The sequence below is a fragment of the Streptomyces sp. NPDC057939 genome (assembly GCF_042887545.1).
Lineage (GTDB): Bacteria > Actinomycetota > Actinomycetes > Streptomycetales > Streptomycetaceae > Streptomyces.
The window spans coordinates 1-22,133 of sequence record NZ_JBHVPG010000018.1 but is presented as its reverse complement, the minus strand read 5'-3'; the positions used below and the strand labels follow the sequence as shown (position 1 = coordinate 22,133).

Here is a 22,133-nt window from a genome sequence, read left to right as displayed (position 1 = left end):
CGCGGAGCGGCGGGCGAGGTCACCTCTCCGGGTCGTCGTCCTTCGGGTGCTTGTAGAAGAGGGTGGTGGGGCGCAGTCGGCCCTCGGGGTCGGTGGCGTAGTCCGGGATGGTGCCCGCCTCGGTCCAGCCGGCGGAGCGGTAGACCCGCTCGGCGCCGCTGCCCGTCTCGGTGTCGAGGAACAACAGGACGACGCCGGCGCGGGCCGCCTGCGCCTCGGCCTCGGCGAGCAGTGCCCGGGCCGTGCCGCGACCGCGGGCGGCCGGATGGACCATGAGCTTGCGCAGTTCGGCACGGTGGCGGCCGTTGGGCTTGGATTCGCGGTACCAGGCGACGGTGCCGTCGAGGCCGCCGTCCGCGCCGCGGGAGACCCACAGGGCGAGGGAGCCGTCCTCGACGGAGGGCGCCAGGGAGTCCCACCAGTCGACGGCGCCCGCGTGGTCGAGGCCGGAGAGGAATCCGAGGGAGGCGCCGCCCTCGACGACGTCGACGAGGAGCGCGGCGAGTTCGTCGCGGTGGGCGCGCAGGTCGGGGGCGGAGAGCCGGGTGATGGCGGCCGTCGTACGGTGCGTCATGCGGTGAGGATAGGGATCAGGCCCGGGTCCCTTGCAGGCGGGGCAGGTGGAGGTCCCGGAAGACGGCGGCCATCCGGAGCACGAAGACGAGGCAGGCGCCGGCCGTGATGCTCGCGCTGTCCGGGGCTCCGGCCTCGTGGAGGCCCAGGTACACGGCAGCGCCGGCCAGGGCCGCGGTCGCGTAGACCTCCTCGCGCAGCAGGAGCGGCGGGAGCTCCCCGCACAGCACGTCGCGGATCACCTCGCCCGTGACGCCGGTCAGGACGGCGAGGATGAGGACGGCGACGAGCGTGACGTGGGCGTCGACGGCGGCGCGGGCGCCGATGACGGTGACCACGGAGAGGCCGACGGCGTCGACCACCATGAGGGCGCGGTGCGGAAGGCTGCGGCGGCGCAGGTAGAGCATGGTGAACGCGGCGACCGAGGCGATCAGTACGAGCAGCAGCCAGTCCCGAGTCCAGTACAGCGGGTGCCGGTCCAGGATGAGGTCGCGCAGGGTGCCGCCGGACAGGGCGGCGGCGAAGGCGAGGACGAACCCGCCGAAGGGGTCCATGTTCGCGCGGTGGGCCGCGAGGACGCCGGAGGCGGCGAAGGCGGCGATGCCGAGGAGGTAGAGGGCGTGCAGCACGGCGCCTCCTTCGAGGTTCGGGGCGGGCTCCTGCGGATCCTCCGCCGGCCGGACGGACAACTCGTCGAGGCTGCCGTGCGCCGCCGACCGCCCGCATCGGCCGTTGTGCCACTCCCGCCCTCCTTCGAACGGCCGACCGGTGCCCACCGGCCGACCGCCGCGCCGTTCCGGTGCTCCGCCTCCACGGCCCGCACCCCCGGCAGGGTTCAGCCGAACCGTGTCGTGGCCGGTCCCGCCGTCGACCTCGCGTTGTCCGCCGGCGGGAACCCGGAGTCCGGGAACACGGCGTCCGGGAACACGGAGTCCGGGAGATCACCGGCAGGCGGATCGGCGACCGGGGACGGTGTGCGGGTGTGCGTCAGGGTGCGGAGCATGGCCGCGCCCGCCAGTACGGCGGCCAGGTGCACCGCGCAGGCGACGGCGGGATGCTCCGGCGGTATGAGGTCCGGGGGCCGAGCCACCGCCGCGTACAGGGTGAGCGGCAGCTTCCACGCGCTCCACGCGAAGAGCGAGCCGGAGCCGATCCAGCCGAGCACCAGGGGCAGTACGCGCGGCAGCCCGGCAGGACGGCTCCGCGCGAGCGTCCAGACGGCGGCCGACCCGGCGAACGCCCAGAAGGCGCCGATGGCACCGAGGACGTATCCGTCGGCGATCCGCCGGTCCGGGTGTGCGATGCCGATCGTCCCGCCGAGCGCCCAGTGGAGCCAGACCAGACCGACGAGCGCCCCGAGGACGGCTCCCCACGGCCGTGAGCTGCGCGGGCCGTCGCCGACGCGCCCGGAGAAGGCCGCCGGCCGGCGGCGCCGCAGATACGCGGGGACCGCGAGGGTCAGGCCCAGGCCCACCCCCAGGAAACCGGCCTGGAGGAGCAGCCCTTCCCAGTGCGGTACGCCAGGGTCGTCCCCGCCGGACCCACCACTGCCCGAACCGCCCGGACCGCCCGCGCCCCCACCCGCGTCCAGGAGCGTCGAGAGCACCCCGAACGGCAGGAGGGAGACGAGGAATCCCGACCCCACCCAGGCGCAGAAGGCGACGGGCGCCAGAGGTATCCGCATCCCCCAGGGCCGCACCAGCGCGAGGGACATGACGATCCCGATCGCGGCCATGACGACGGTGACGGTGTTGAGCACCACCCATTCGGCCAACCCGAGGCCCTGGCCGACGGGCAGCGCGCCCGCGAGGGCTCCGGCCACCCACACGACCTTGATCACCAGGTACGGCGCGAGCGCGAGTGCCGCCCCGTGCGCCGCGATCCGCCCGGCCCTGTCCCACCCGTCCATCGGGTCCCCCTCCTCCGGCAGTGATCCCACTCTCGGACACCACCGGGGAGGCCCACGACCCCCGCGCGGGGGATGCGTCTCCCCCACCCGGGGGAGACGCGCCCGCGGCCCGGCCTACGGAGCCGGGAGCTCCGCGAAGTCCGCGACGAGACCCCGGTGATGACCGGCCGTACCCAACGTCAGCGAATCGGCCTTGGCCCGCTTGAGGTAGAGGTGGGCCGGGTGCTCCCAGGTCATGCCGATGCCGCCGTGGAGTTGGACGCACTCCTCGGCCGCCCGGACGGCGACGCCCGAGCAGTGTGCCTGGGCCACGGCGACCATGAGGGGCGCGTCCGGGGCTCCGGTGGCGAGGGCGTCGGCGGCGGCCCTGGCCGCCGCGCGGGCGGAGGCCACGTCGAGCCACAGGCGGGCGAGGCGGTGCTTGAGGGCCTGGAAGGAGCCGACGGGCCGGTTGAACTGGTGCCGGCCGCGCACGTATCCGACGGTCTCGGTCAGGCACCACTCGGCGATTCCGAGCTGTTCGGAGGCGAGCAGCCCGGCTCCGCCGAGCAGGGCGCCGGCGACGGCCGCGCGGGCGGTGGCGGGGTCCGCGAGGAGGGTGCCCGGCGAGCCGTCGAGGGTCACGCCGGCGAGGGGACGGGTCAGGTCCAGCGGGACGGGCGCCGTGAGGTCGACGGAGGCCGCGGGGACGGCGTGGAGCCCGGTGTCGGCGATGACCAGCAGGACATCGGCGGCCACGGCGTCAGCGACGGAGGTGACCCTGCCCGTCAGCACCCCTCCCCCGGTGTCCCGGGCGGGCTCCGGCAACGGTGCTCCCGGGGCGAGGGTCAGCGGCAGGGCCGGTACGCAGACCTGCCGTCCGGAGGCGAGTTCCCCGAGCAGCGCGGCGACCTCGGGGGTCGAGGTGTCGCAGCCGAGCAGGATCTCCGTGGCGAGGACGGAACTCGTGAGGTACGGGAGGGGGGCGACGCGGCGCCCGAGTTCCTCCAGGACGACGGCGGCCTCCCGGTGGCTCGCGCCCTGGCCGCCGAGCTTCTCGGGGACGAGGAGTCCGGCGGCCCCGATCCCGGTGGCGAGGGTGCGCCACAGCTGCGGGTCGTGGGGCCGGCCGGTCTCGGCGCGGGCGAGGACGGTCGCCGCGTCGCACCGGTCGGCGAGCAGGTCCCGCACCGCGGAGCGGAGTTCCTCCTCGGTCTCGGAGTACAGCAGGTCGAAGGGGGCGCGCTCGGCCGTCATCGGGAGAGGTCCTTCCAGGCGAGGTCCTTGTCGTCGCGCGGCTCGGCGGGCAGGCCGAGGACGCGTTCGGCGACGATGTTGAGGAGGATTTCGCTGGTGCCGCCCTCGATGCTGTTGCCCTTGGCGCGGAGGTAGCGGTATCCGGCGTCGCGGCCGGTGAAGTCGACGGTTTCGGGGCGGCACATCGTCCAGTCCTCGTACAGCAGGCCCTCCTCGCCGAGGAGTTCCACCTCCAGGCCGCTGATCTCCTGGTTGAGGCGGGCGAAGGTGAGCTTCATGCCGCTGCCCTCGGGGCCGGGTTGTCCTGCGGAGAGCTGCTGGCGCAGTCGTTCGCCGGTGAGGCGGGCGACCTCGGCCTCGACCCACAGTTCGAGGAGCCGTTGGTGCAGGGCGTGGGTGCGCAGGGCGGGGCGTTCGCGCCAGGCCGCGGCGACGGGGGCGATCATGCCGCCTTCGCGGGGGATGCGCATGCCGCCGATGGAGACGCGTTCGTTCATCAGGGTGGTGCGGGCGACCGCCCAGCCGTCGCCGACGGCGCCGAGGCGGTGGGCGTCGGGGATGCGGACGCCGGTGAGGAAGACCTCGTTGAACTCGGCCTCGCCCGTGATCTGGCGCAGCGGCCGGACCTCGACGCCGGGGGCGTGCATGTCGCACAGGAAGTAGGTGATGCCGCGGTGCTTGGGCAGGGCGGGGTCGGTGCGGGCGATGAGGATGGCCCAGCGGGCGGTGTGGGCGCTTGAGGTCCACACCTTCTGCCCGTCGACGACCCACTCGCCGCGTTCCTCGTCGAGGACGGCTCGGGTGCCGAGCGCGGCGAGGTCGGAGCCGGCGCCGGGTTCGCTGAAGAGCTGGCACCAGACCTCCTCGCCGGTCCACAGGGGGCGCAGGAAGCGGGCCTTCTGCTCGTCGGTGCCGTAGGCGAGGATCGTGGGCGCGGCCATGCCGAGGCCGATGCCGATGCGTCGCGGTTCGTTGTCGGGGGCTCCGGCGGCTTCCAACGCGGCGTCCACGGCGGCTTGGAGGGCGCGGGGCGCGCCGAGGCCGCCGAGGCCCTCGGGGTAGTGCACCCAGGCGAGGCCCGCGTCGAAGCGGGCCCGCAGGAAGTCGGTCGGCGTGGTGGTGCCCGGCGGGTGGTCGGCGAGCAGGTCCCGGGTGCGGGCGGCGAGGTCGGCTGCGGTGACGGTCATCGGGTGCCTCCGTGGAGGGCCGGTACGACGACCAGCCGGCCGGTCGTGGTTCCGTCGGCGAGGCGCTGTACGGCGTCGGCGGCGTCGGCGAGCGGGACGCGTTCGCTGATCAGGGGTTTGATGGCGCCTTCGGCGGCGAGGCGGGTGAGTTCGCCGTGGCAGGCGAGGACGGCCGCGGGGTCCTTGGTCGCGTACAGGCCCCAGTGCAGGCCGAGGACGGCGTAGTTCTTGACGAGGGCGTGGTTGAGGGCGGGGGTGGGGACCGTGCCGCCGGCGAAGCCGACGATCACGATGCGGCCCTCGAAGGCCACGCACTTGGCGGAGGCGTTGTAGGCGTCGCCGCCGACGGGGTCGTAGACGACGTCGGCGCCGTGTCCGCCGGTGAACTCCTTGACCCGGGCGGCGATCCCGGCGGTGTCCTCGTCCGTGCGGTCGATGACGAGGTCGCAGCCGAGTTCCTCGGCGATGTGAGCCTTCGCCTTGCCGCCGACGACCCCGATGACGGTGGCCCCGGCGGCCTTGCCGAGTTGGACGGCGGCGCTGCCGACGCCGCCGGCCGCGGCGTGCACGAGGAGCGTCTCGCCGCTCCGGAGGCGGGCGCGGCGGTGGAGGCCGAACCAGCCTGTCTGGTAGCCGACGTGCAGGGCCGCCGCCTCGGCGTCGTCGAGGGTCTCGGGGGCCGGGAGCAGGCCCCGTGCGGGAGCGGTGACGTACTCGGCGAAGCCCCCGTGGGGCAGGCTCGGGTTGGCGATGACGCGGCGGCCGTCCTCGGTCTCGCCGCAGATCTCCACGCCGGGGGTGAAGGGCAGTGGGGGCCGGATCTGGTACTGCCCGCGGACCAGTAGCGCGTCGGGGAAGTTGATGTTGGCGGCGAGCACCTTGAGCCTCACCTCGCCCTCCCCGGGCACGGGTTCGGGAACCTCTTCGAGGCGCATGGCCTCGCGGGGCTCTCCGTGGGTGTGTACGCGCCATGCCTGCATCCGGGGCCTCCAGCCGCCGTCGAGGAACCATGCTCGGCGGCATACTAAGCGGTCGCTTGCACTCTTGGGAACCGGCTCGTCCACGGCGAAATCCGGACGGCCCCGCAACGGCGGGCATCCTTCCGGCCACCACCCGACGTCTCAACGAGCAGCATGTGACCCGTACGCGTCATGACATGGCGGGGTACGTCACCCGACCCGGGGGGATCCGATGAAGCGCATCACGGCAGCGGCGGGGGCCGCGGTAGCTCTGGCGGGGCTGATCACGGCGGCCGGTCCGGCCGCCGCGGCGCCGCCGCTCTGCAAGCCCGACGTCCTGCGCCTGGAGGCCCTGCCCGACGCGACCGCGAGCGGCCCCTTCGGCGACCGGGTGAACGCGCTGGGCGCCGGCAACCTGGCGGTCGGCGCCTCCGAGCAGCGGCCGGCGTACTGGCAGGGCACCCGCGTCCACGCGGTACCGCTGCCCGCCGGGTACACCACGGGCGAGGTCCGGTCCGTGAACGCCAAGGGGCTGATGGCCGGAACCCTGAAGCAGTCGAACAGCGACAACCGGGTGCTCTTCACCTACCAGAAGGGTGCGGCGGCCGTACGCGTCCTGAGCGCCCCGACCCCGTCCCCTCACGAGGGCAAGGCGTTCGTCAGCGACACGGGCCACGTGGCGGGCCTCGACGGCGCGGTCGCCAAGGAGTGGGTGAACGGGCGGCCCGTCCGCACCCTGGAACTCCCGCCGGGCACCGATTCCCGGACCAGGATCACCGAGGTCAACGGCATCAACAAGCGGGGGGACATCCTGGGCTCCGCGCTCCTGCACCACGAGACGCAGGAGGGATTCGTCCACCGCTCCTACCCCGTGGTGTGGCAGGCCGGCGGGGGGCCCGCGCAAGGACTGACGCCCGCGAGCGAGGGCGACTACTTCCGCATTACCGAACCGACGGGCATCGACAGCGCGGGCACGGTGGTGGGCCACGAATCGGAGGGATGGCGCGACGTCCGGCGCGACGTCGCCCACCTGTGGCAGGCCCCGTACGCGTCGGCCCCCACGGCGGCCCCCGACCTGCCCGGTCAGACCGAACTGCTGACGAGCGGGATCAGTCCGACCGGCCGGGTGATGGTGGGCACGGCCTATTCCTGGGAGGACCACTCCTACCCGAAGCCCACCCGGGCCGCCTTGTGGACCGGGAACGGACCGGTGAAGGCCCTCCCCACACCGACGGCCGGGGCGCACGGCGAGGCGACCGCGGTGTCGGGCGACGACCGGGTCGCCGGGGCCGAATGGTCGCCGACCGCGAGCGGGTTGTTCGTGTGGACGTGCGCGTCGCGGCAGGCGACCGTTCCCCAGCCATGAGGGTCCGGTCCCCGGACCCCCTCGACACCGGGCGGCGGATGACGACCGCGTCCGGGCCGTGACGGTCAGGGCGCTCCACTGCCTTCGCGTTCGGGGGGAGTTGGCCCTGACCCGGCGGGACGGCCGGGACCCGGCAGGTTCCGGATCCGGCCCGACCCGTCACGGGCATGGTGATCCGAGCCTTCGCACGCTATCGATGGGCGCATGGACACCCAGCCGCGCGGCCTGCCCGCGCCTCCCCCGCCCGGATCCGCCGCGCTGCCCCCCGGTACGTACGCGGGGCAGGTCGTCCTCGTGACGGGCGGCGGGTCGGGGCTGGGCAAGGCCATCGCCGCCGAGTTCGCCCGGCTCGGCGCCGACCTGGTCATCGCGGGCCGTCGCACCGAACAGTTGGCGGTGGCCTGCGGGGAACTTGCCGCCGTTCCCGGGGCGGGCCGGGTGACGGCCGCCGTCTGCGACATCCGCGACCCCGAACGGGTCGCGGACGTCTTCGACGCCTCCGAGGCGGCGCTCGGCCTCCCCGACGTACTGGTCAACAACGCCGCCGCCAACTTCCCCTGCCCGGCGGAGGACCTGTCCCCCAACGCGTGGCGGGCCGTCGTCGACACCACGCTGACGGGCACCTGGTTCATGACCCGCGAGTTCGGCCGCCGCCACCTGGCGGCGGGCACCCCCGGGTCGATCGTCAACATCGGCGCCTCGTACGCCTGGACGGGCGGTCCCGGTTTCGCCCACAGCGCCGCGGCGAAGGCAGGCGTGAAGAACCTCGTGGAGACCCTCGCCGTCGAGTGGGGGCCGTACGGCATCCAGGTCAACGGGCTCGTCCCCGGGCTGTTCCCCCACGAGGACATGACCGAGGACATCCGCGGGGGCCTGGAGCGGGCCGCCCCCGGTGCCAAGGACGCCCGGCAGCCGGCCCTGCGCGTGGGCGCCCCCCGGGAACTGGGCTGGGCCGCCACCTTCCTGGCCTCCCCCTACGCCCGTTTCGTCACCGGTCACACCCTCGTCGTCGACGGCGCCAACTGGCAGCGCCGGAGCCTGGTCAGCCCCGAGGTCGTCCCGCTGCGCGACCAGTTGGGGCGTCCGCCCTTCGCCCGCTGACCGGCCGGGCCGGGCGCCTCGCGTACGCACGCACACGCCTCCCCCTCGGAAGCGGTGCCGGTGGCCGCCGGCAGGACGGGTCCGTGCCCCTCGCGGACATGGCCTTCCACCGGTGGCGGACGCTCGACCCGGCGGGTACGGGAGCCTGCTGTCCTGGTTGCCCCTGGCCACGGCGGGCCGCAATCGGGGGATGACCCGGATCGCGTACGGATCGGACGGCCGGGGCCCGGGTGGGAGGTGCTCCCCCAGGCCGGTCCTCACGCTCCCTTGAACTCCGGGGGACGGTGTGCGGCGCCCGCTCCGTAGCCCTCCCGGCAGTCGTCGGAGGTGAGGGTGAGGGCCGCCGTCATGGCGACCCGGTCCAGGGCGGCGGGCAGGGCGGCGTCCGCGAAGGAGTCGACGGCCCGTTTGATGCCCTGGACCGCGAGCGGCGCGTTGGCCGCGATCTCGGCGGCCAGCGTGCGCGAGGTCGCCTCCAGTTCGGCCTCGGGCACGACCAGTTGGACCAGGTTGAGCCGCTCCGCGGTGGCCGCGTCGATCCGACGGCCGGTCAGGGCCAGGTACTTGGCCCAGCCCGCGCCCGCCTCGCGGGCGATGCGCAGGTCCCCTCCGGCGTCCACGGCCACTCCCAGCCGGGCCTCGGGGAGGGCGAAGACGGCGTCCTCGGAGGCCACCCGGACGTCGGCCATGAGCGCCAGCTCGAAGCCGAAGCCGAGGCAGTAGCCCTGGACGGCGGCGACGACCGGCTGCGGGAGCCGGGCGAGGACCGCGAAACGTTCGTGGACCCAGCGGATGCCCTCGTAGTAGTTGCGGGTCCGTTCCGCGGCGGACCCGCCCGTGATGGCTCCGCCGGGGGCGGTCACGTCGATGCCCGCGCAGAAGGCCCGCCCCTCGGCCCGGAGCAGGACGGCCCGCACCGAGGGATCGAACCGGATCCGGTCCGCGAGGAGGCCCAACTGGCGGGTGGACTCCCAGCTCCAGCCGTTGAGCTTGTCCGGGCGGCACAGGGTGAGGACCGCGACCGAGTCCTCGACGTCCAGCCGGATGCGCTGCGCGTCCTCGCCGATCTCCGTGCCGATGGTGTCGATCACCGTGTCCCGCCCCCGTCCCCGTCCAAGCACCGCCCCAAAATCTGACGCTTCGTCAGACTAGGGTGCGCGGATCAGCGGGGGAAGACCTCGAACGGCACCGCCGGCCGGCCGTCGAAGCGGGCCGAGGCCTGCTGGACGTTGCCCGTCAGGAACGAGCGGACGTACTCCTCGGGATCCTGGTCCGTCAGCACCTCGATGTAGGCCTTGTGCTCCAGCAGGGACTTGATGGCGCGCTCCAGACCGGGGCCGGCGTCGGAGGCGTGCGTCGGCGTGACGGATCCGGACACGGCGACCCAGCGGACCCCCTTCCACGGCTCCAGGCCCTGCTCGGAGATCAGCTCCGGGAAGATCCACCGGTTGCCGGCGTCGGCGGCGGCGTCCAGGGTGGCCCGGCCGACCGCCCGGTGGTCGGGCGTGTTCCAGAAGCCGCCGCCGTCCGCTCCGCCCCAGGTGTCCCGGTGGTTGAGGGTGATCACCAGCTCGGGGCGGTGGCGCCGGATGGCAGCCGCGATGTCCCTGCGCAGGTCCAGGCCGTATTCGACGACCCCGTCGTGGTGGTCGAGGAACTCGACCGTGGACACGCCGACGACGGCCGCGCTCGCCCGTTGCTCGGCCTCGCGCAGCGGGGCGCATTCGGCCGGGGCGATGGTGTCGATGCCGGCCTCGCCCCGCGTGGCCAACACGTAGACGACCTCGCGGCCGCCGTCCGTCCAGTCCGCGATGGCCGCCGCGCAGCCGTACTCCAGGTCGTCCGGGTGCGCGACCACCGCGAGTGCGCGCCTCCAGTCGGTGGGCATGGGCTTCAAGGGGGCCTGCTGATCGGCTCGTTCGCTCATGCCCCGCAGAATAGGCGAATGGATGCCCACGGGCAGGTGGTGGCCCTGCGCGACGCCACCGGAATGTTCTTCGAGTCCGCCCGCACCGCGTTTCCCGGCGCGGAGGACGCGGCCTGGGCGCGGGCCGCAGCGCTGGATCCCGGTTCCGTCGGGCCGGGCGGTGCGTGGCGGCTGGACTTCCGGTGCTTCGCCGTCGCCCGGCCGGGCGGTCGGTGGGTCCTGGTGGACGCCGGGGTGGGCCCCGCGAACGGCCCCGCAGCGGGCTGGGCCCCGGTGCCCGGTCGGCTCCCCGCGGCCCTGGCCGAGGCGGGCATCGCCCCGGGCGACGTGGAGACGGTGGTCCTGACCCACCTGCACGAGGACCACGCGGGGTGGACGTCCGGGCCGGACGGCGAGCCGTTCTTCCCCGGGGCTCGGTACGTCGTGCAGCGGCTGGAGGTGGAATCCCTGGATCCGGCCGACCCCGTGCGGGACTGGGCCGTCACGCCGTTGCGGGCCGCCGGCCGACTCCACGAGGTCGACGGCGAGCACCGCCTGGCGCCCGGCCTGACCCTGCTGCCGACACCCGGGCACACCCCCGGTCACCAGTCGCTGTGGGTCGAGCAGGGCGGCGGGGTACGGGACGTCCTGGTCACCGGTGACGTACTGGTCCACGCGGTACAGCTCGCCGACCCGTCGGTCCCCTACTCGCACGAACGGGACCGGGCCACGGCCCGCTCCGTCCGCGAGGCCCTGCTGGTCCGGGCGGTGGAGCGCGGCGCGGTGCTCACCACCGCCCACCTGACCCGCCCCTTCATGGAACCGGACGGGCAGGATCCGCGCGGATCGGCCTGATCCGGAGGCCACTGCCCGCGCGGGCCCCGTCCGGGCGGTCGCGAGTCGCGCGGGCGTCGACCGATCAGTCGTCGAGCAGGGTGAGCAGCCGGTCCAGGACGCGGGGACCTCCCGCGCGGACGCCGTCGTGCTCGAACTCGTCCGTCACCCAGGTCCTCAGGCCCCTGATGGCGCGGGCCGTGCGCAGGGAGTGGTCGGTGTCGACGTACATGTCGTCGTGGTAGACGGCCGCCGCGACCGGCACCTCGTTCGCGGCGAGGCGGTCGGCGTCGTACAGCGGCTGCCAGCCGGTGCGGGCGGCCAGCAGTTCGGCGGTCTCGCGCAGCGGGGCGAGGGCCGGGTCCGAGGTGAAGTGCCAGGGGTGGATGGTCTCCCCGGTGAACAGGAGCGGTTCGTCGCCCGCGAGGGTCTTGGCCGCGTCGAACCGTGCCAGGCCCGCACGGACCCGTTCGGCGGCCCAGCCGGTGGGCACGGCCGGGTCCTGGGCGTAGATCGACTCGTGGAGGAGCGCGTAGAGGGGGTGCCCGGCGAAGGAGAGCTGCGCGTGGGCGTTCTCGAGGAAGGCGTCGGAGAGGGCGGGCCCGCCGACGGTCGGGACGAAGGCGTCCTCCAGGAGGTAGTGGAGGTGGTGGCTGCCGTCGCCGGAGCCCAGGAGCATGCCGAGGGACTGGAAGGCCTCGACGGTCAGCCGGTAGCCGCCGGGGAGCAGGGCGGGCCGCTCGGCCAGGTGGGCGGCGATGCGGCGGGCCCGCTCCACGTCCATGGGGTAGCGGGCGTAGTGGGCGAGGTTCTTGCGCTCGACGCGCGGGTACGCGGCCTCGTACACCTCGTCCGCGGTCGCGTCGAGGGAGGGCAGCCCGCCGGTGACCACGGCGGCGGTGAGGCCCTCGGGGGCCGTCGAGAGGTAGTGGGTGGCGCAGAACCCGCCGAAGCTCTGACCGAGGACGGTCCAGGGCGCGCCTCCCGTCAGGCCGGGGCGGACGGCCTCCGCGTCCCGGACGATCGAGTCGGACCGGAAGTGCGTCAGGTACTCGGCCTGCTGGGCGGGGTTCCCCCGCAGGGGCAGCGTCTGCCGGGTCAGGGGTGTGGAGCGGCCCGTTCCGCGCTGGTCGAGGAGCAGGACCCGGTAGGTGGTGAGCGCACGCTCCAACCACGCCTGCCGGCCGACGAACCGCCGCGCCCCGAAGCCCGGACCGCCCTCCAGGTACAGCAGCCAGGGCAGTCGCTCGGGGTCCTGCCCGCGGGCCACGACCTCGCGGCCGTACAACTCGATCCGCTCGCCGTCGGGGCGGGCGTGGTCGAGGGGGACGGTGAAGTGGTGGTCGGTGAGGACGACACCGGGCTGGCGGTAGCTGCGGGCGACGGTCACGGACGGCCCCTGGGGTCTGGGTACGGATCCCGCGCGCCCGCGCCCCGGCCGGATCGCGGCGGGGTGCGGTGCGGTGCGGGGATTTCGGCGGACGGGCCGAGTGTAGGTCGTGGCCCCGCGGCACGGCCCGGTGGCGGGGGCCGCGCGGGCCGGTGCGACGGCAGGGCGGGCGTCGCGCCGCCCGGCCGTCGCACCATCACGCGGTCACGCCGTCAGACCGTTCGGAGCGGCCGGACCGTCACGTCGTCAGAACTGGACGACCGAGCGGAGGACCTCGCCGCGTTCCATCCGGCCGAAGGCCTCTTCGACGCCGTCGAGCGGGATGGTCTCGGAGACGAAGGCGTCGAGGTCGAGCCGGCCCTGGAGGTACAGGTCGACCAGGAGGGGGAAGTCACGCTCGGGCAGGCAGTCCCCGTACCAGGACGACTTGAGGGCGCCGCCGCGCCCGAAGACGTCCAGCAGGGGGAGTTCGAGCTTCATCTCGGGCGTCGGGACACCCACGAGGACGACGGTCCCGGCGAGGTCGCGGGCGTAGAAGGCCTGACGGTACGTCTCGGGGCGGCCGACGGCCTCGATGACGACGTCCGCGCCGTTGCCGCCCGTCAGCTCCTGGATCGCCTTGACGACGTCCTCCGTACCGCCGTTGACGGTGTGGGTGGCTCCGAGGCCGCGCGCCCATTCCAGCTTCCGGTCGTCGAGGTCGACGGCGATGATCCGGGAGGCGCCCGCGAGCCGGGCACCGGCGACCGCCGCGTTGCCCACTCCCCCGCAACCGATGACGGCGACCGAGTCCCCGCGACCGACGTTGCCCGTGTTCAGGGCGGCGCCGAGACCGGCCATCACCCCGCAGCCCAGGAGGCCGGCGGCGGCGGGCGAGGCGGCCGGGTCCACCTTCGTGCACTGCCCGGCGGCCACGAGGGTCTTCTCGGCGAAGGCTCCGATGCCCAGCGCCGGGGACAGCGGGGTGCCGTCCTCCAGCGTCATGGGCTGGGTGGCGTTGTGCGTGGCGAAGCAGTACCAGGGGCGACCGCGGCGGCACGCCCGACAGTTCCCGCACACGGCGCGCCAGTTGAGGACCACGAAGTCGCCGGGGGCCACGGAGGTGACGTCCGCGCCGACGGACTCGACGACGCCGGCCGCCTCGTGGCCGAGGAGGAACGGGAACTCGTCGTTGATCCCGCCCTCCCGGTAGTGCAGATCGGTGTGACAGACCCCGCAGGCCTGGATCTTGACCAGGGCCTCCCCGGGCCCCGGGTCGGGCACGAGGATCGTGGTCACCTCCACCGGTGCGCCCTTGCCGCGCGCGATGACCCCTCGTACACGATGCGTCACGTCGTACCCCGCTCTGGTAGTTCGGTCCCGGTGCCGGGATTCGTTGGTCTCAGGGTCTCTGGACCTCGGATCTCCGGCACCTCTGGATCAACGAACGTACACGGGCCGCGGGCGGTGCGGGAGCCGTGTCACGTTCCGGCGCTCCGACCGGCCAGATCCGGCGGCAGGGCGGACCGCAGCGAAGCGGTGAAGGCGGCCACGGCGGGGTGCGCGCCGGCCCCGCTGCGGTGGGCGATCCGGGTACGTCGTTCCATGCGCAGGCGGGTGAGGGCGACGCCCGGCACGTCCGGTCCCGGGGTCCCGAGCTGCGGCACCACGGCGACTCCGAGCCCTGCCGAGACGAGGGCGAGGACGGTGGCGAACTCGTCGACCCGGTGCCGGACGCGCGGGCTGAAACCGGCGGCCTGGCAGGCCCGGACCGTCATGGCGTGGCAGAGGGTCCCGGGCGTGGCGGTGATCCAGGGGGCGTCACGGTGGGCCCGCAGGACCTCGTCCTGGCCGGGCGCGGCACCGGGACCGGGGGCGCTGACGGGGACGGAGCCGGGGGCCGGCGTTCCCCCGGCCCCCGGGTCCGGTCCGGTGGCGGGGGCCGCCAGGTACATGGCTTCCCGGTACAAGGGCCGGGTGGTCAGGCCCGGTTCCTCCGGGTCGGGGACGAAGTCGTAGGAGTGGACCAGGGCCACGTCCAGCTCACCGGCCCGCAGCGCGTGCGCGACCGCGGCCGGGTCGGTCTCGCTGAGCATCGGTTCCAGTCCCGGGTGGCGCCGGGCCAGGTCGGCGAGGGCCGCCGGGACGATGGCCCGGGTCGCGGTGGGGAAGGCCCCGATGCGCAGGGCTCCGGCCAGGCCGGTGCGGGCCTCGGCGAGTTCCGCGTCGGCCTGCTCCAGCCGTTCGAGGACGACCTCGGCGTGACGGACCAGGTTCTGCGCGGCCGGGGTGAGGCGGACCCGGCGCCCGGTGCGCTCCAGCAGCGGCAGCCCCGCCTCGCGTTCCAGGACGCCGAGTTGCTGGGATACCGCCGATGGGCTGAAGGACAGGGCCTCGGCCACGGCGGCGATGGTGCCGCGGCGGGCGAGTTCGCGCAGCAGGCGCAGGCGGCGTACGTCGAGCATCGGCTCAGCTTACGGTTCCGGTAAGAAATGCGAACTGGATTCGACGGTCGGGGCGGGCGAGGCTCGGTCCATGCACCAGGACACCTTCCAGGACATCGCCCGTGACGACGCCCGGGCCGCCGCGCACGACGTCGCGCGGGGCCCCGCGCTCGGCGGGATCCACGTCCCGCTCGTCACTCCCTTCACCCCGGCCGGGGACGTCGCCGTCGAGGCCTTGGAGGCCCTCGCCCACGAGGTGCTCGACGCCGGGGCGGCCGGGATCGTCGCCCTCGGCACCACCGCCGAGAGCGCTTCCCTCGACGAGGCCGAGCGGGACCTGATCACCGGGGTCTGCGCCCGCGTCTGTCGGGAGCGCGGCGCGCTGCTGACCGTGGGAGCCGGGGCGAGCGCCACCCGGGCGGCGGAGGCCGCGCTGCTCCGGCTGGCGCGGTGGCCGGAGGTGGGGGCGGCGCTGGTGACGGTGCCACCGTTCGTGCGGCCCTCGGCGGCGGGGGTGCTGGCGCACTTCGGGCGACTGGTCGAGGTGAGCCCGGTACCGCTGGTCGTCTATCACGTCCCGTACCGCACGGGGCAGTGGTTGGACGCGGCGGCGCTGGCGGCGCTGGGGTCCCTGCCGGGGGTGGTCGGGGTGAAGTACGCGTCCGGCGGGATCGACCAGGACACGGTCGAGCTGATGGGCGCGCTGCCGGCCGGCTTCGCCGCGCTGGCGGGGGACGACGCGTACCTGTCGCCGATGCTCGCCCTCGGCGCGGCGGGCGGCATCCTGGCCTCGGCGCACCTGGCGACGGGGCGGTTCGTGGAGTTGGCCGCGGCCTGGGAGACCGGTGACGTCGCGCGCGCCCGGGCCCTGGGCCATGCGCTGGCCCGGCTCTCCTCGGCGGTCTTCGCGGAGCCTAACCCGACGGTGCTCAAGGGGGTGCTGCACGCCCAGGGTCGGATCCCGTCGCCGGACGTACGACTCCCCCTGCTGTCGGCGTCGGACGCGGCGGTCGATGCGGCGCTGAGGGCCCTCGCGGAACTCCCGGCGTCCGGACCGGAGGTCGCGGGCGCACCCACGCACCCTTAGGACCCGGTATGGGCGATTCGCAACCAACGGCCCGGTAGCCCGAATAGGGAGCATCGGGCGGGTAATTGCCCGAAATGGATTCGGGCTCTTGAAACCGTGATGTCGGTCACGCGGGCCGGGTCAACATCATTTCCACGGAATGGCGGATTCCCTTTTCCCCGAAAGGAAATCCGCCATTGACCGGATCCCCTTTCATGGTCATTTACCGACGGAAACCGAGGAGTCGATCTACCTCGGCAATTCGCATCTTGTTGCGGCCCCGCGCCCTCGCCTACGGTCACCCTCACTCCCAGCGGCCGACGCCGAATACGGCCGCCGCCGGGGCTCTCCCGTACCCCCACGTGAGGAATAGCGCCATGCCCGCAAAGGGAAAGCACCGCAGGCCGAAGCAGAACCCGTTCACCCGCCGCCTGGCATTCGCCGGCACGGGCACGGCCGCTCTCGCCCTCCCGCTGATCAGCGCCACCACGGCCGGTGCGGCGGAGACCGTGGCGGCGCCCGCCGTACATTCCGTGGCCGCGCCCTCCACCTATTCCGTCGTCGCCGGCGACACCCTTTCCAAGATCGCGGCGAAGCATTCCCTCAGCGGCGGCTGGGAGCAGCTGTACGCGGCGAACCGGGCGGCGGTCGGCGGCAACCCCTCGGCCATCCGTCCCGGGCTCACCCTGCAACTGGGCATCGCGTCGAAGGGCGCCACCCCGGCGGTCTCGCGGACCACCACCACGAAGGCCGCCGCCGAGTCGTACCCGGACAACCTCGACGGCTGGATACGGGAGTCGTTGGCCGTCATGGCCAAGCACGGAATTCCCGGCAGTTACAACGGAATTCACCGCAATGTGATGCGGGAGTCATCGGGCAATCCGCGGGCGATCAACAACTGGGACTCCAACGCCGCGGCCGGCATTCCCTCCAAGGGGCTCCTCCAGGTCATCGACCCGACCTTCCGCGCCTACCACGTGCCGGGCACCCCGCAGGACTCCTACGACCCGGTCGCCAACATCACCGCCGCCTGCAACTACGCGGCGGCCCGCTACGGCTCGATCGACAACGTCAACGGCGCGTACTGACGGGCCCTGCGGCACGGCGCCGCAGCAGCGCGCGCCCCAGGGTGCGCAGCGGGGCCACCAGTCCGTAGCCGACGTCCTTGCGCAGGGCGCGCGTACCGGCCCGCTCCACGGCCGTCAGCTGGTGGCCCATCAACTCCGTCATGGTCGTGACCACGGGCCGCAGTCCCGGTTCGGCCAGGTCGACGATCCCCTCGGCGCCGCGGAGGGCGGTACGGGCGCGCAGGCATTCCGCGGCGAGGAGGCCGCGGACGGCCGGGGTGTCTCGGGCCGCCTCCAGGTCGGCGCGGGTCACGGCGTGTTCGGCGAGCCGGTCCCGGGGGATGCACAACCGCCCGTCGGCGAGGTCCCCGGCGAGGTCCGCGAGGAAGTCGACCCGCTGTGCGGCGTCCACGAACCCGCGCCAGCCCAGGGCCTGTTCCTCGTCCGGTCCGCCCCGGTACTGGAGGCCGGTGAAGACCATCACCCCGGGCCAGGCGTAGGCGTCGAGGTAGTCCTGGAAGTCCCGCTCGGTCGCGAAGCCGTCGAAGACCGCCTCGGCGGTGGCGGCGCCCTCCAGGAAGCGGGTGACCAGGTCGACCGGCAGCCCCCGGTCGCGCACGGCGTGGGCGTAGGCCCGTAGCAGGGGGTCGGCGCTCTCCCCGGTGGCCAGGGCGGCTTCGGTGCGTTCGGTCAGCGCGGCGAGGCCCGAGGCGCGTGCGGCCGGGCTGCCGTTCTCCGCTACGTCGTCGACCCGGTTCATGAAGGCCAGACCGGCCGCGAGGGCGGGGACCAGCGGCGGCGCGGCCAGCAGGCGCAGCGTCAGGTACGGGGCGGGCTCGCGGCGCAGGACCCGGCGGGCCGCGTGGGTGTAGTCGGCCCTCAGCCGGGGGTCGGAGATCCCCGCCCCCGTGAGGGTGGTGCGCCAACCGGGCATGGTGTCCGTGCTCCTCGAACCGTGTCTGTCGGACCGTACGCGCCAAGCCGTGAGCGTACGGGTGCGGGTGCGGGTGCGCGCTGTCAGGAGGGCACCACCTTCCTGACCTTGCCGTCGATCCCGGCCAGGACGTAGCCGCCCTGGCCGTACTCGTCGCTGAGGTAGGGGCGCATGCAGGGCTCCTGGTCCATCATCCAGGGGTCGATGATGACGTATCGCGAGGTCGGCTTCTCGACCTTCAGTTCTCGCTGCGCCTGCTCCAGCAGGCCCGGCAGGGCGTCCCAGTTGACGGCTCCCATGTCGATGAGGGGCGCGCCCTCCTTCACCGTTCCGTTGGGGCCGGTGCGCCTGGCCACGCCGTCCCGGTACTGCCAGGAGTCGACGGTCCTGGCGCCGGGGGCGGTGGGGACGGCGGCGATCACGTACTCCTCGTAGACCTTCATGTCGACGAAGGTGGTGGTGCCGGTCTTCTCCTTCAGCGCGGCCAGGGCCGTGCGGACCCCGTCCGGGGTCAGCAGGCTCCCGCCGGCCTTCTTGCCGGTGCCTGCCGTCGGCGCCTTGGAGGTCGCCGCCTTCGGGGTTCCCGTGGCCCCGACCGCCGAGGGACCGGGCGTGGCCGGATTGGAGGCGGTGGGCTTGTTCCCCTTCGCCTCGTTGCCGTCCTCCCCGCCGTCGGGGAGCAGTTGGACCGCGCCGAATCCCGCACCGGCCAGGACCGCCGTCAGGAGCACGGCCGGCACGAGCCGGGACCGGGCGGGTCGGGCGGCGCCGGAGGTTCCCGACACCGAAGTGGTCCCGCTCCCGGGTACGAACGCCGGCTGCGGGAAGGGTGCCGGCGTCGCGTAGGGGTTGGGGCCGCCCGCCGGGGACGGACCGGGCAGCGGGACGGGGCGGGTGGTGGTGGCGGGCGGACCGTACTGGCCGAAGGCGGCCGGCGCAGCGGGTCCGGGCCCACCGGCGGCGCCCTGCGCGCCGCGGAGCAGCGCTTCGAGGGCGGCGCCGTCGGGCCGCACGGCCGGATCCCGTACGAGCAGCCGCTCCAGTACGGGGGCCAGCGCACCGGAGCGGGCGGGAGCGGGGATCGGCTCGTCCAGGATCGCGACGACGGTGGCCAGGCTGGTGGCGCGGCGCAGCGGGTGGACCCCCTCCGCGGCGACGTACAGCAGCATGCCGAGCGACCAGAGGTCGGAGGCGGCCAGCCCCTCCTCGCCGCGCACCCGCTCGGGTGCGATGTACTCCGGCGAGCCGATCAGGACTCCGGTCGAGGTGAGGGCGGTCGAGCCGTGCAGGGCGGCGATGCCGAAGTCGGTCAGGACGGCCGAGCCGTCGGGCCGCAGCAGCACGTTGGCCGGTTTCACGTCCCGGTGGAGCACCCCTTCGGCGTGGGCGGCCCGCAGTGCGGAGAGGACGTCGAGCCCGAGCCGCAGCACGTCGGCGACGGGCATCGGGCCGTCGGCGAGGCGGTCGTGCAGGGAACCGCCCTTGACCATTTCCATGACGATCCACGGGTGGCCGTCGGAGCCCTCCGCCGGTTCGACGATGTGGTGGATGGTGACGACGTTGGGGTGGGCGAGGCGGGCGAGCGCGCGGGCCTCGCGGACGGCCCGTTCGCGCAGCTGGACGGCGAGGTCGGGCTGGGCGGCGGCCATGGCCGGGTCCGGCGGGCGCACCTCCTTCAGTGCGACCTCGCGGTGCAGGGCGATGTCGCGGGCGCGCCACACCGTTCCCATGCCGCCCGCGCCCAGCGGGCCGATCAGCTCGAATCGGCCGTCCACGAGCCGTCTGCCGGCCTCACTCGTCTCCATGGGGCGTCATCGTAGGGGGCGCCGCCGTCAGCAGTGGCGGCGGTCCACCGTGAGCGTGCCCTGGGCGGTTCCCACCGTCCGGTCGTAACAGCCGTCACCGCTTCCGGCCCCGTACAGGCGGTATCGGGCGGTGGTGGTGCCCACCGCGTGCCGCTGGTCGCGCGGAACGTTCGTCGTGTACGTCGCGTCGCCCGTGTACCGGTCGTCGAGCGAGGACCGGTCGACCTCGCGGCCGCCGCGGAGGGTGACGGTGTCGGCGCGGTCGCCGAGGGCGAGGACGGTGCGCAGCCGGTCGCCCGCTCCGAGGGTGGTCGCGCCGTCCATCGTGTACGTGCGGACGGTGCGGGTGGTCGTGGGGCCTCGGGTCACGCTCTCCTCGTCGTTCCACGAGGCGGTCAGCGCGTCCCGCGCCTCGCCGTCGGTCCAGCGGTGCGCGGAGGTGTTGCCGACGGTCCGGGTGACGGTGGTCGTGACCCGGCCGTGGGAGGTGTCCAGGTAGCCGGCGACGCTGAGCCGGTGGCCGCCGGCGGTGTCGAGGCGGTGTTCGCCGCCGGTGGGTGCGGGGGTCCAGCGGGAGGAATTGGTCGGGGTGTCCTCGTCGTGGCGGGTCAGGGCGCCGGTGACGACCCGGCGGCCGTGGTCCTGCCAGAGCAGCAGGTTGGCGGGGGTGCTCCAGCCGCTCTGTCCGGCCGGTACGCCGGTGACGGAGACCTCGACGCGGTGGGGGCGGCCGTCGTTGAGGAGAGCGGCGTAGGGGGTGAGGTCGTAGCGGATCGGTTGGACGTCGAAGGCGCGCGGGCCGGGGGTGACGTACCAGAGGAACGGGTTGGACCAGCCGCCGGTCCAGACGGTGGGGAAGGGCGCGGCGAGGCCGGCGAGCCGGCCGTCGACCGACACCCGGACTTCGCGGTAGGGGCCGTCGGTCGCCTTGCAGGAATAGGGCGCGGCGTCCGGGACGGTCAGGTACCAGTACTCCTCGCAGCCTCCGCCGGATCCGGTGGCGTACACCTCGGCGATGACCCGTTCGGTGTTGCGCGGGGTGGTGACGGCGGGGGTGGTGAGCGGGAGGACCAGGTCGGGGGTGTCGGCGGGGGCGGTGGCTCCTTCCGCGGCGTGGAAGGTCAAGGTGACCTTGACGTCGATGACGCCGGTGTAGGTGTCGTCGACGACGTTGCCGATCAGCATTTCGACGGGCTGGGGACGGCTGAGGGTGTCGCGGTAGCGGGTGACGTCCTTCTCCACGTTCCAGGTGATGCCGTCGGGCGAGGGCTGCGGGGTGGAGGTGCGCAGGATCTCGACGCCGCCGAGGGTGAGGTTGCCCAGGCGGTCGTACTGGCGTCCCTTGACGCTGCCGTCGAGGCGCAGCACGACCTTCGCCCAGCGGCCGCGGCCACAGTCCTCGGGCGGGGTGTAGTTCCCGCGGTAGGGGGTGAAGTCGCTGAAGCGGGCCTCGGCGAGGGTCACGCTGCAGGAGCGGGTGGCCGGCCGTTCGACGGGCGGGGCGGCGGTGAGGGGGTCGTGCCAGTCCGTCCCGAACTCGGCGGGCGGTGCGGGGGCGGGCGCCGCGGTGGATCCCACCGCGGCCCGGGCTGGGGCGGCGGCCGCCGCGGGTCCCGCGGTCGCGACCGGGGTGCCCGCGGCGAGGGTGAGCGCGGCGAACAGGCCGATGATCCGGAGTCGTCTCATGGCCCCGCAGTGAAACGCGTCGGGGGCGCGGGCCGCCAGGGCCGCCGGCCCGGACGTGGCGGGATCTCGCCCCTGCCCGGCGGCGGTCAGTGACCGGCGGGCAGCACCACGACCCCGTCGTCGTCGACGTGCACGACGTCGCCGGCGCGGAAGGTCACCCCGCCGATGGTGACGGGTTCGTCCACGACGCCCGCGCCGGTCTTGCCGCTCTTGCGGGGGCAGGTGCCGAGTGCCTGCACGCCGAGGTCGAGGCGGCCCAGGGCGACGCTGTCGCGGACGGCGCCGTTGACGATCAGCCCGGCCCAGCCGGAGCGCTCCGCGGCGCCGGCGATGAGGTCGCCGACCAGGGCGGTGCGCAGCGAGCCGCCGCCGTCCACGACCAGGACCGCACCGTCGCCGGGCGTGTGGAGGAGTTCGCGCAGCAGCGCGTTGTCCTCGTGGCAGCGGACGGTGCGCACGGGCCCGGCGAAGAGGGCCCGGCCGCCGATGCGCCGGAAGACGGTCGTGCAGATGCCGAGGGCCTCACCGTGCTCGTCGTACAGGTCGGCGGTGGGGACGGGGGTGACGCTCATGTGGATCCGGGCTCCTCGCGGTTCGTTGCGTCGCGCCGTGCGGGCCCAGCGTAGGCGGGGGGCCCCGCGGGGCGCGACCCGGGTGCCCCGGGCGGGGGGGTTGCGCGGGGGGGAAAGGG

Annotated in this window: 20 protein-coding genes; 5 read left to right on the top strand and 15 right to left on the bottom strand. The window is 74.3% G+C overall.

Annotation, left to right across the window (positions count from 1 at the left end):
• Nucleotides 1–19 precede the first annotated feature (19 nt).
• From ACFVS6_RS20650 to ACFVS6_RS20625, 6 genes are all read right to left on the bottom strand, one after another.
• Nucleotides 20–574 carry a GNAT family N-acetyltransferase gene (locus ACFVS6_RS20650; RefSeq protein ID WP_389705639.1) on the bottom strand — a complete coding sequence of 185 codons (555 nt, stop codon included), beginning with the start codon at nucleotides 572–574 and terminating at the stop codon, nucleotides 20–22.
• Between the two features lie 16 nt (nucleotides 575–590).
• Complete coding sequence (locus tag ACFVS6_RS20645) at nucleotides 591–1,262, bottom strand: trimeric intracellular cation channel family protein (protein WP_389705637.1); 672 nt, start codon at nucleotides 1,260–1,262, stop codon at nucleotides 591–593.
• 146 nt (nucleotides 1,263–1,408) lie between these two features.
• Nucleotides 1,409–2,482, bottom strand: a complete 1,074-nt coding sequence (locus ACFVS6_RS20640; RefSeq protein ID WP_389705635.1) for a hypothetical protein — start codon at nucleotides 2,480–2,482, stop codon at nucleotides 1,409–1,411.
• Between the two features lie 114 nt (nucleotides 2,483–2,596).
• Nucleotides 2,597–3,718, bottom strand: coding sequence for an acyl-CoA dehydrogenase family protein (locus tag ACFVS6_RS20635; protein WP_389705633.1), 1,122 nt, complete (start codon nucleotides 3,716–3,718; stop codon nucleotides 2,597–2,599).
• Nucleotides 3,715–4,905, bottom strand: coding sequence for an acyl-CoA dehydrogenase family protein (locus ACFVS6_RS20630; RefSeq protein ID WP_389705631.1), 1,191 nt, complete (start codon nucleotides 4,903–4,905; stop codon nucleotides 3,715–3,717). Before ACFVS6_RS20630 ends, ACFVS6_RS20635 begins: the two co-directional genes overlap by 4 nt.
• Nucleotides 4,902–5,885, bottom strand: a complete 984-nt coding sequence (locus ACFVS6_RS20625; protein WP_389705630.1) for an NADPH:quinone oxidoreductase family protein — start codon at nucleotides 5,883–5,885, stop codon at nucleotides 4,902–4,904. Before ACFVS6_RS20625 ends, ACFVS6_RS20630 begins: the two co-directional genes overlap by 4 nt.
• Nucleotides 5,886–6,096: 211 nt before the next feature.
• Between ACFVS6_RS20625 and ACFVS6_RS20620 the strand changes: the two genes are divergently transcribed.
• A complete protein-coding gene (locus ACFVS6_RS20620) occupies nucleotides 6,097–7,230 on the top strand; it encodes a hypothetical protein (RefSeq protein ID WP_389705629.1) in 1,134 nt (377 codons plus the stop codon).
• Between the two features lie 204 nt (nucleotides 7,231–7,434).
• Nucleotides 7,435–8,331: an SDR family oxidoreductase gene (locus ACFVS6_RS20615; protein WP_389705627.1), complete on the top strand. Its 897-nt coding sequence runs from the start codon at nucleotides 7,435–7,437 to the stop codon at nucleotides 8,329–8,331.
• A 257-nt stretch (nucleotides 8,332–8,588) separates the two neighbouring features.
• On the opposite strand, the gene ACFVS6_RS20610 is transcribed toward ACFVS6_RS20615, so the two are convergent.
• Both ACFVS6_RS20610 and ACFVS6_RS20605 read right to left on the bottom strand, forming a co-directional pair.
• The gene (locus ACFVS6_RS20610) at nucleotides 8,589–9,422 is read right to left on the bottom strand and encodes an enoyl-CoA hydratase/isomerase family protein (RefSeq protein ID WP_389705625.1); all 834 of its coding nucleotides are present in this window, start codon (nucleotides 9,420–9,422) and stop codon (nucleotides 8,589–8,591) included.
• A gap of 71 nt (nucleotides 9,423–9,493) precedes the next feature.
• Nucleotides 9,494–10,258 carry a PIG-L deacetylase family protein gene (locus tag ACFVS6_RS20605; protein ID WP_389705623.1) on the bottom strand — a complete coding sequence of 255 codons (765 nt, stop codon included), beginning with the start codon at nucleotides 10,256–10,258 and terminating at the stop codon, nucleotides 9,494–9,496.
• Nucleotides 10,259–10,276: 18 nt separating this feature from the next.
• On the opposite strand from ACFVS6_RS20605, the gene ACFVS6_RS20600 reads away from it, so the two are divergent.
• Complete coding sequence (locus tag ACFVS6_RS20600) at nucleotides 10,277–11,092, top strand: MBL fold metallo-hydrolase (protein WP_389705621.1); 816 nt, start codon at nucleotides 10,277–10,279, stop codon at nucleotides 11,090–11,092.
• A 64-nt stretch (nucleotides 11,093–11,156) separates the two neighbouring features.
• Here the strand turns inward: ACFVS6_RS20600 and ACFVS6_RS20595 are convergent, their stop codons facing one another.
• From ACFVS6_RS20595 to ACFVS6_RS20585, 3 genes are all read right to left on the bottom strand, one after another.
• Entirely contained in the window at nucleotides 11,157–12,461 is a 1,305-nt protein-coding gene (locus ACFVS6_RS20595; RefSeq protein ID WP_389705619.1) for an alpha/beta fold hydrolase, read from the bottom strand.
• A gap of 246 nt (nucleotides 12,462–12,707) precedes the next feature.
• Nucleotides 12,708–13,793: an S-(hydroxymethyl)mycothiol dehydrogenase gene (locus tag ACFVS6_RS20590; protein ID WP_389705618.1), complete on the bottom strand. Its 1,086-nt coding sequence runs from the start codon at nucleotides 13,791–13,793 to the stop codon at nucleotides 12,708–12,710.
• Nucleotides 13,794–13,921: 128 nt separating this feature from the next.
• Nucleotides 13,922–14,905 carry a LysR substrate-binding domain-containing protein gene (locus ACFVS6_RS20585; RefSeq protein WP_389705616.1) on the bottom strand — a complete coding sequence of 328 codons (984 nt, stop codon included), beginning with the start codon at nucleotides 14,903–14,905 and terminating at the stop codon, nucleotides 13,922–13,924.
• Nucleotides 14,906–14,975: 70 nt separating this feature from the next.
• Here ACFVS6_RS20585 and ACFVS6_RS20580 point away from each other — a divergent pair, with 70 nt between their 5' ends.
• Nucleotides 14,976–15,971, top strand: a complete 996-nt coding sequence (locus ACFVS6_RS20580; protein ID WP_389705615.1) for a dihydrodipicolinate synthase family protein — start codon at nucleotides 14,976–14,978, stop codon at nucleotides 15,969–15,971.
• Between the two features lie 356 nt (nucleotides 15,972–16,327).
• The gene (locus ACFVS6_RS20575; RefSeq protein ID WP_389705613.1) at nucleotides 16,328–17,038 is read left to right on the top strand and encodes a transglycosylase SLT domain-containing protein; all 711 of its coding nucleotides are present in this window, start codon (nucleotides 16,328–16,330) and stop codon (nucleotides 17,036–17,038) included.
• Here ACFVS6_RS20575 and ACFVS6_RS20570 read toward each other — a convergent pair.
• From ACFVS6_RS20570 to rraA, 4 genes are all read right to left on the bottom strand, one after another.
• Nucleotides 17,022–17,951 carry a phytoene/squalene synthase family protein gene (locus tag ACFVS6_RS20570; protein WP_389705611.1) on the bottom strand — a complete coding sequence of 310 codons (930 nt, stop codon included), beginning with the start codon at nucleotides 17,949–17,951 and terminating at the stop codon, nucleotides 17,022–17,024. The genes ACFVS6_RS20575 and ACFVS6_RS20570 overlap by 17 nt on opposite strands.
• 83 nt (nucleotides 17,952–18,034) lie before the next feature.
• On the bottom strand, nucleotides 18,035–19,756 hold the full coding sequence (locus tag ACFVS6_RS20565) for a protein kinase (RefSeq protein ID WP_389705610.1): 1,722 nt from the start codon (nucleotides 19,754–19,756) through the stop codon (nucleotides 18,035–18,037).
• 27 nt (nucleotides 19,757–19,783) lie between these two features.
• On the bottom strand, nucleotides 19,784–21,442 hold the full coding sequence (locus ACFVS6_RS20560; protein WP_389705608.1) for a peptide-N4-asparagine amidase: 1,659 nt from the start codon (nucleotides 21,440–21,442) through the stop codon (nucleotides 19,784–19,786).
• 86 nt (nucleotides 21,443–21,528) lie between these two features.
• Complete coding sequence (rraA, locus tag ACFVS6_RS20555) at nucleotides 21,529–22,014, bottom strand: ribonuclease E activity regulator RraA (RefSeq protein WP_389705607.1); 486 nt, start codon at nucleotides 22,012–22,014, stop codon at nucleotides 21,529–21,531.
• Nucleotides 22,015–22,133 lie beyond the last annotated feature (119 nt).

Excerpts from the sequence above, each read along its gene's own strand:
- ACFVS6_RS20650 (WP_389705639.1), bottom strand. The coding sequence starts at position 574 with ATGACGCACCGTACGACGGCCGCCATCACCCGGCTCTCCGCCCCCGAC.
- ACFVS6_RS20640 (WP_389705635.1), bottom strand. The coding sequence starts at position 2,482 with ATGGACGGGTGGGACAGGGCCGGGCGGATCGCGGCGCACGGGGCGGCA.
- ACFVS6_RS20635 (WP_389705633.1), bottom strand. The coding sequence starts at position 3,718 with ATGACGGCCGAGCGCGCCCCCTTCGACCTGCTGTACTCCGAGACCGAG.
- ACFVS6_RS20630 (WP_389705631.1), bottom strand. The coding sequence starts at position 4,905 with ATGACCGTCACCGCAGCCGACCTCGCCGCCCGCACCCGGGACCTGCTC.
- ACFVS6_RS20625 (WP_389705630.1), bottom strand. The coding sequence starts at position 5,885 with ATGCAGGCATGGCGCGTACACACCCACGGAGAGCCCCGCGAGGCCATG.
- ACFVS6_RS20620 (WP_389705629.1), top strand. The coding sequence starts at position 6,097 with ATGAAGCGCATCACGGCAGCGGCGGGGGCCGCGGTAGCTCTGGCGGGG.
- ACFVS6_RS20615 (WP_389705627.1), top strand. The coding sequence starts at position 7,435 with ATGGACACCCAGCCGCGCGGCCTGCCCGCGCCTCCCCCGCCCGGATCC.
- ACFVS6_RS20605 (WP_389705623.1), bottom strand. The coding sequence starts at position 10,258 with ATGAGCGAACGAGCCGATCAGCAGGCCCCCTTGAAGCCCATGCCCACC.
- ACFVS6_RS20600 (WP_389705621.1), top strand. The coding sequence starts at position 10,277 with ATGGATGCCCACGGGCAGGTGGTGGCCCTGCGCGACGCCACCGGAATG.
- ACFVS6_RS20585 (WP_389705616.1), bottom strand. The coding sequence starts at position 14,905 with ATGCTCGACGTACGCCGCCTGCGCCTGCTGCGCGAACTCGCCCGCCGC.
- ACFVS6_RS20580 (WP_389705615.1), top strand. The coding sequence starts at position 14,976 with ATGCACCAGGACACCTTCCAGGACATCGCCCGTGACGACGCCCGGGCC.
- ACFVS6_RS20575 (WP_389705613.1), top strand. The coding sequence starts at position 16,328 with ATGCCCGCAAAGGGAAAGCACCGCAGGCCGAAGCAGAACCCGTTCACC.
- ACFVS6_RS20570 (WP_389705611.1), bottom strand. The coding sequence starts at position 17,951 with ATGCCCGGTTGGCGCACCACCCTCACGGGGGCGGGGATCTCCGACCCC.
- ACFVS6_RS20565 (WP_389705610.1), bottom strand. The coding sequence starts at position 19,756 with ATGGAGACGAGTGAGGCCGGCAGACGGCTCGTGGACGGCCGATTCGAG.
- ACFVS6_RS20560 (WP_389705608.1), bottom strand. The coding sequence starts at position 21,442 with ATGAGACGACTCCGGATCATCGGCCTGTTCGCCGCGCTCACCCTCGCC.
- rraA (WP_389705607.1), bottom strand. The coding sequence starts at position 22,014 with ATGAGCGTCACCCCCGTCCCCACCGCCGACCTGTACGACGAGCACGGT.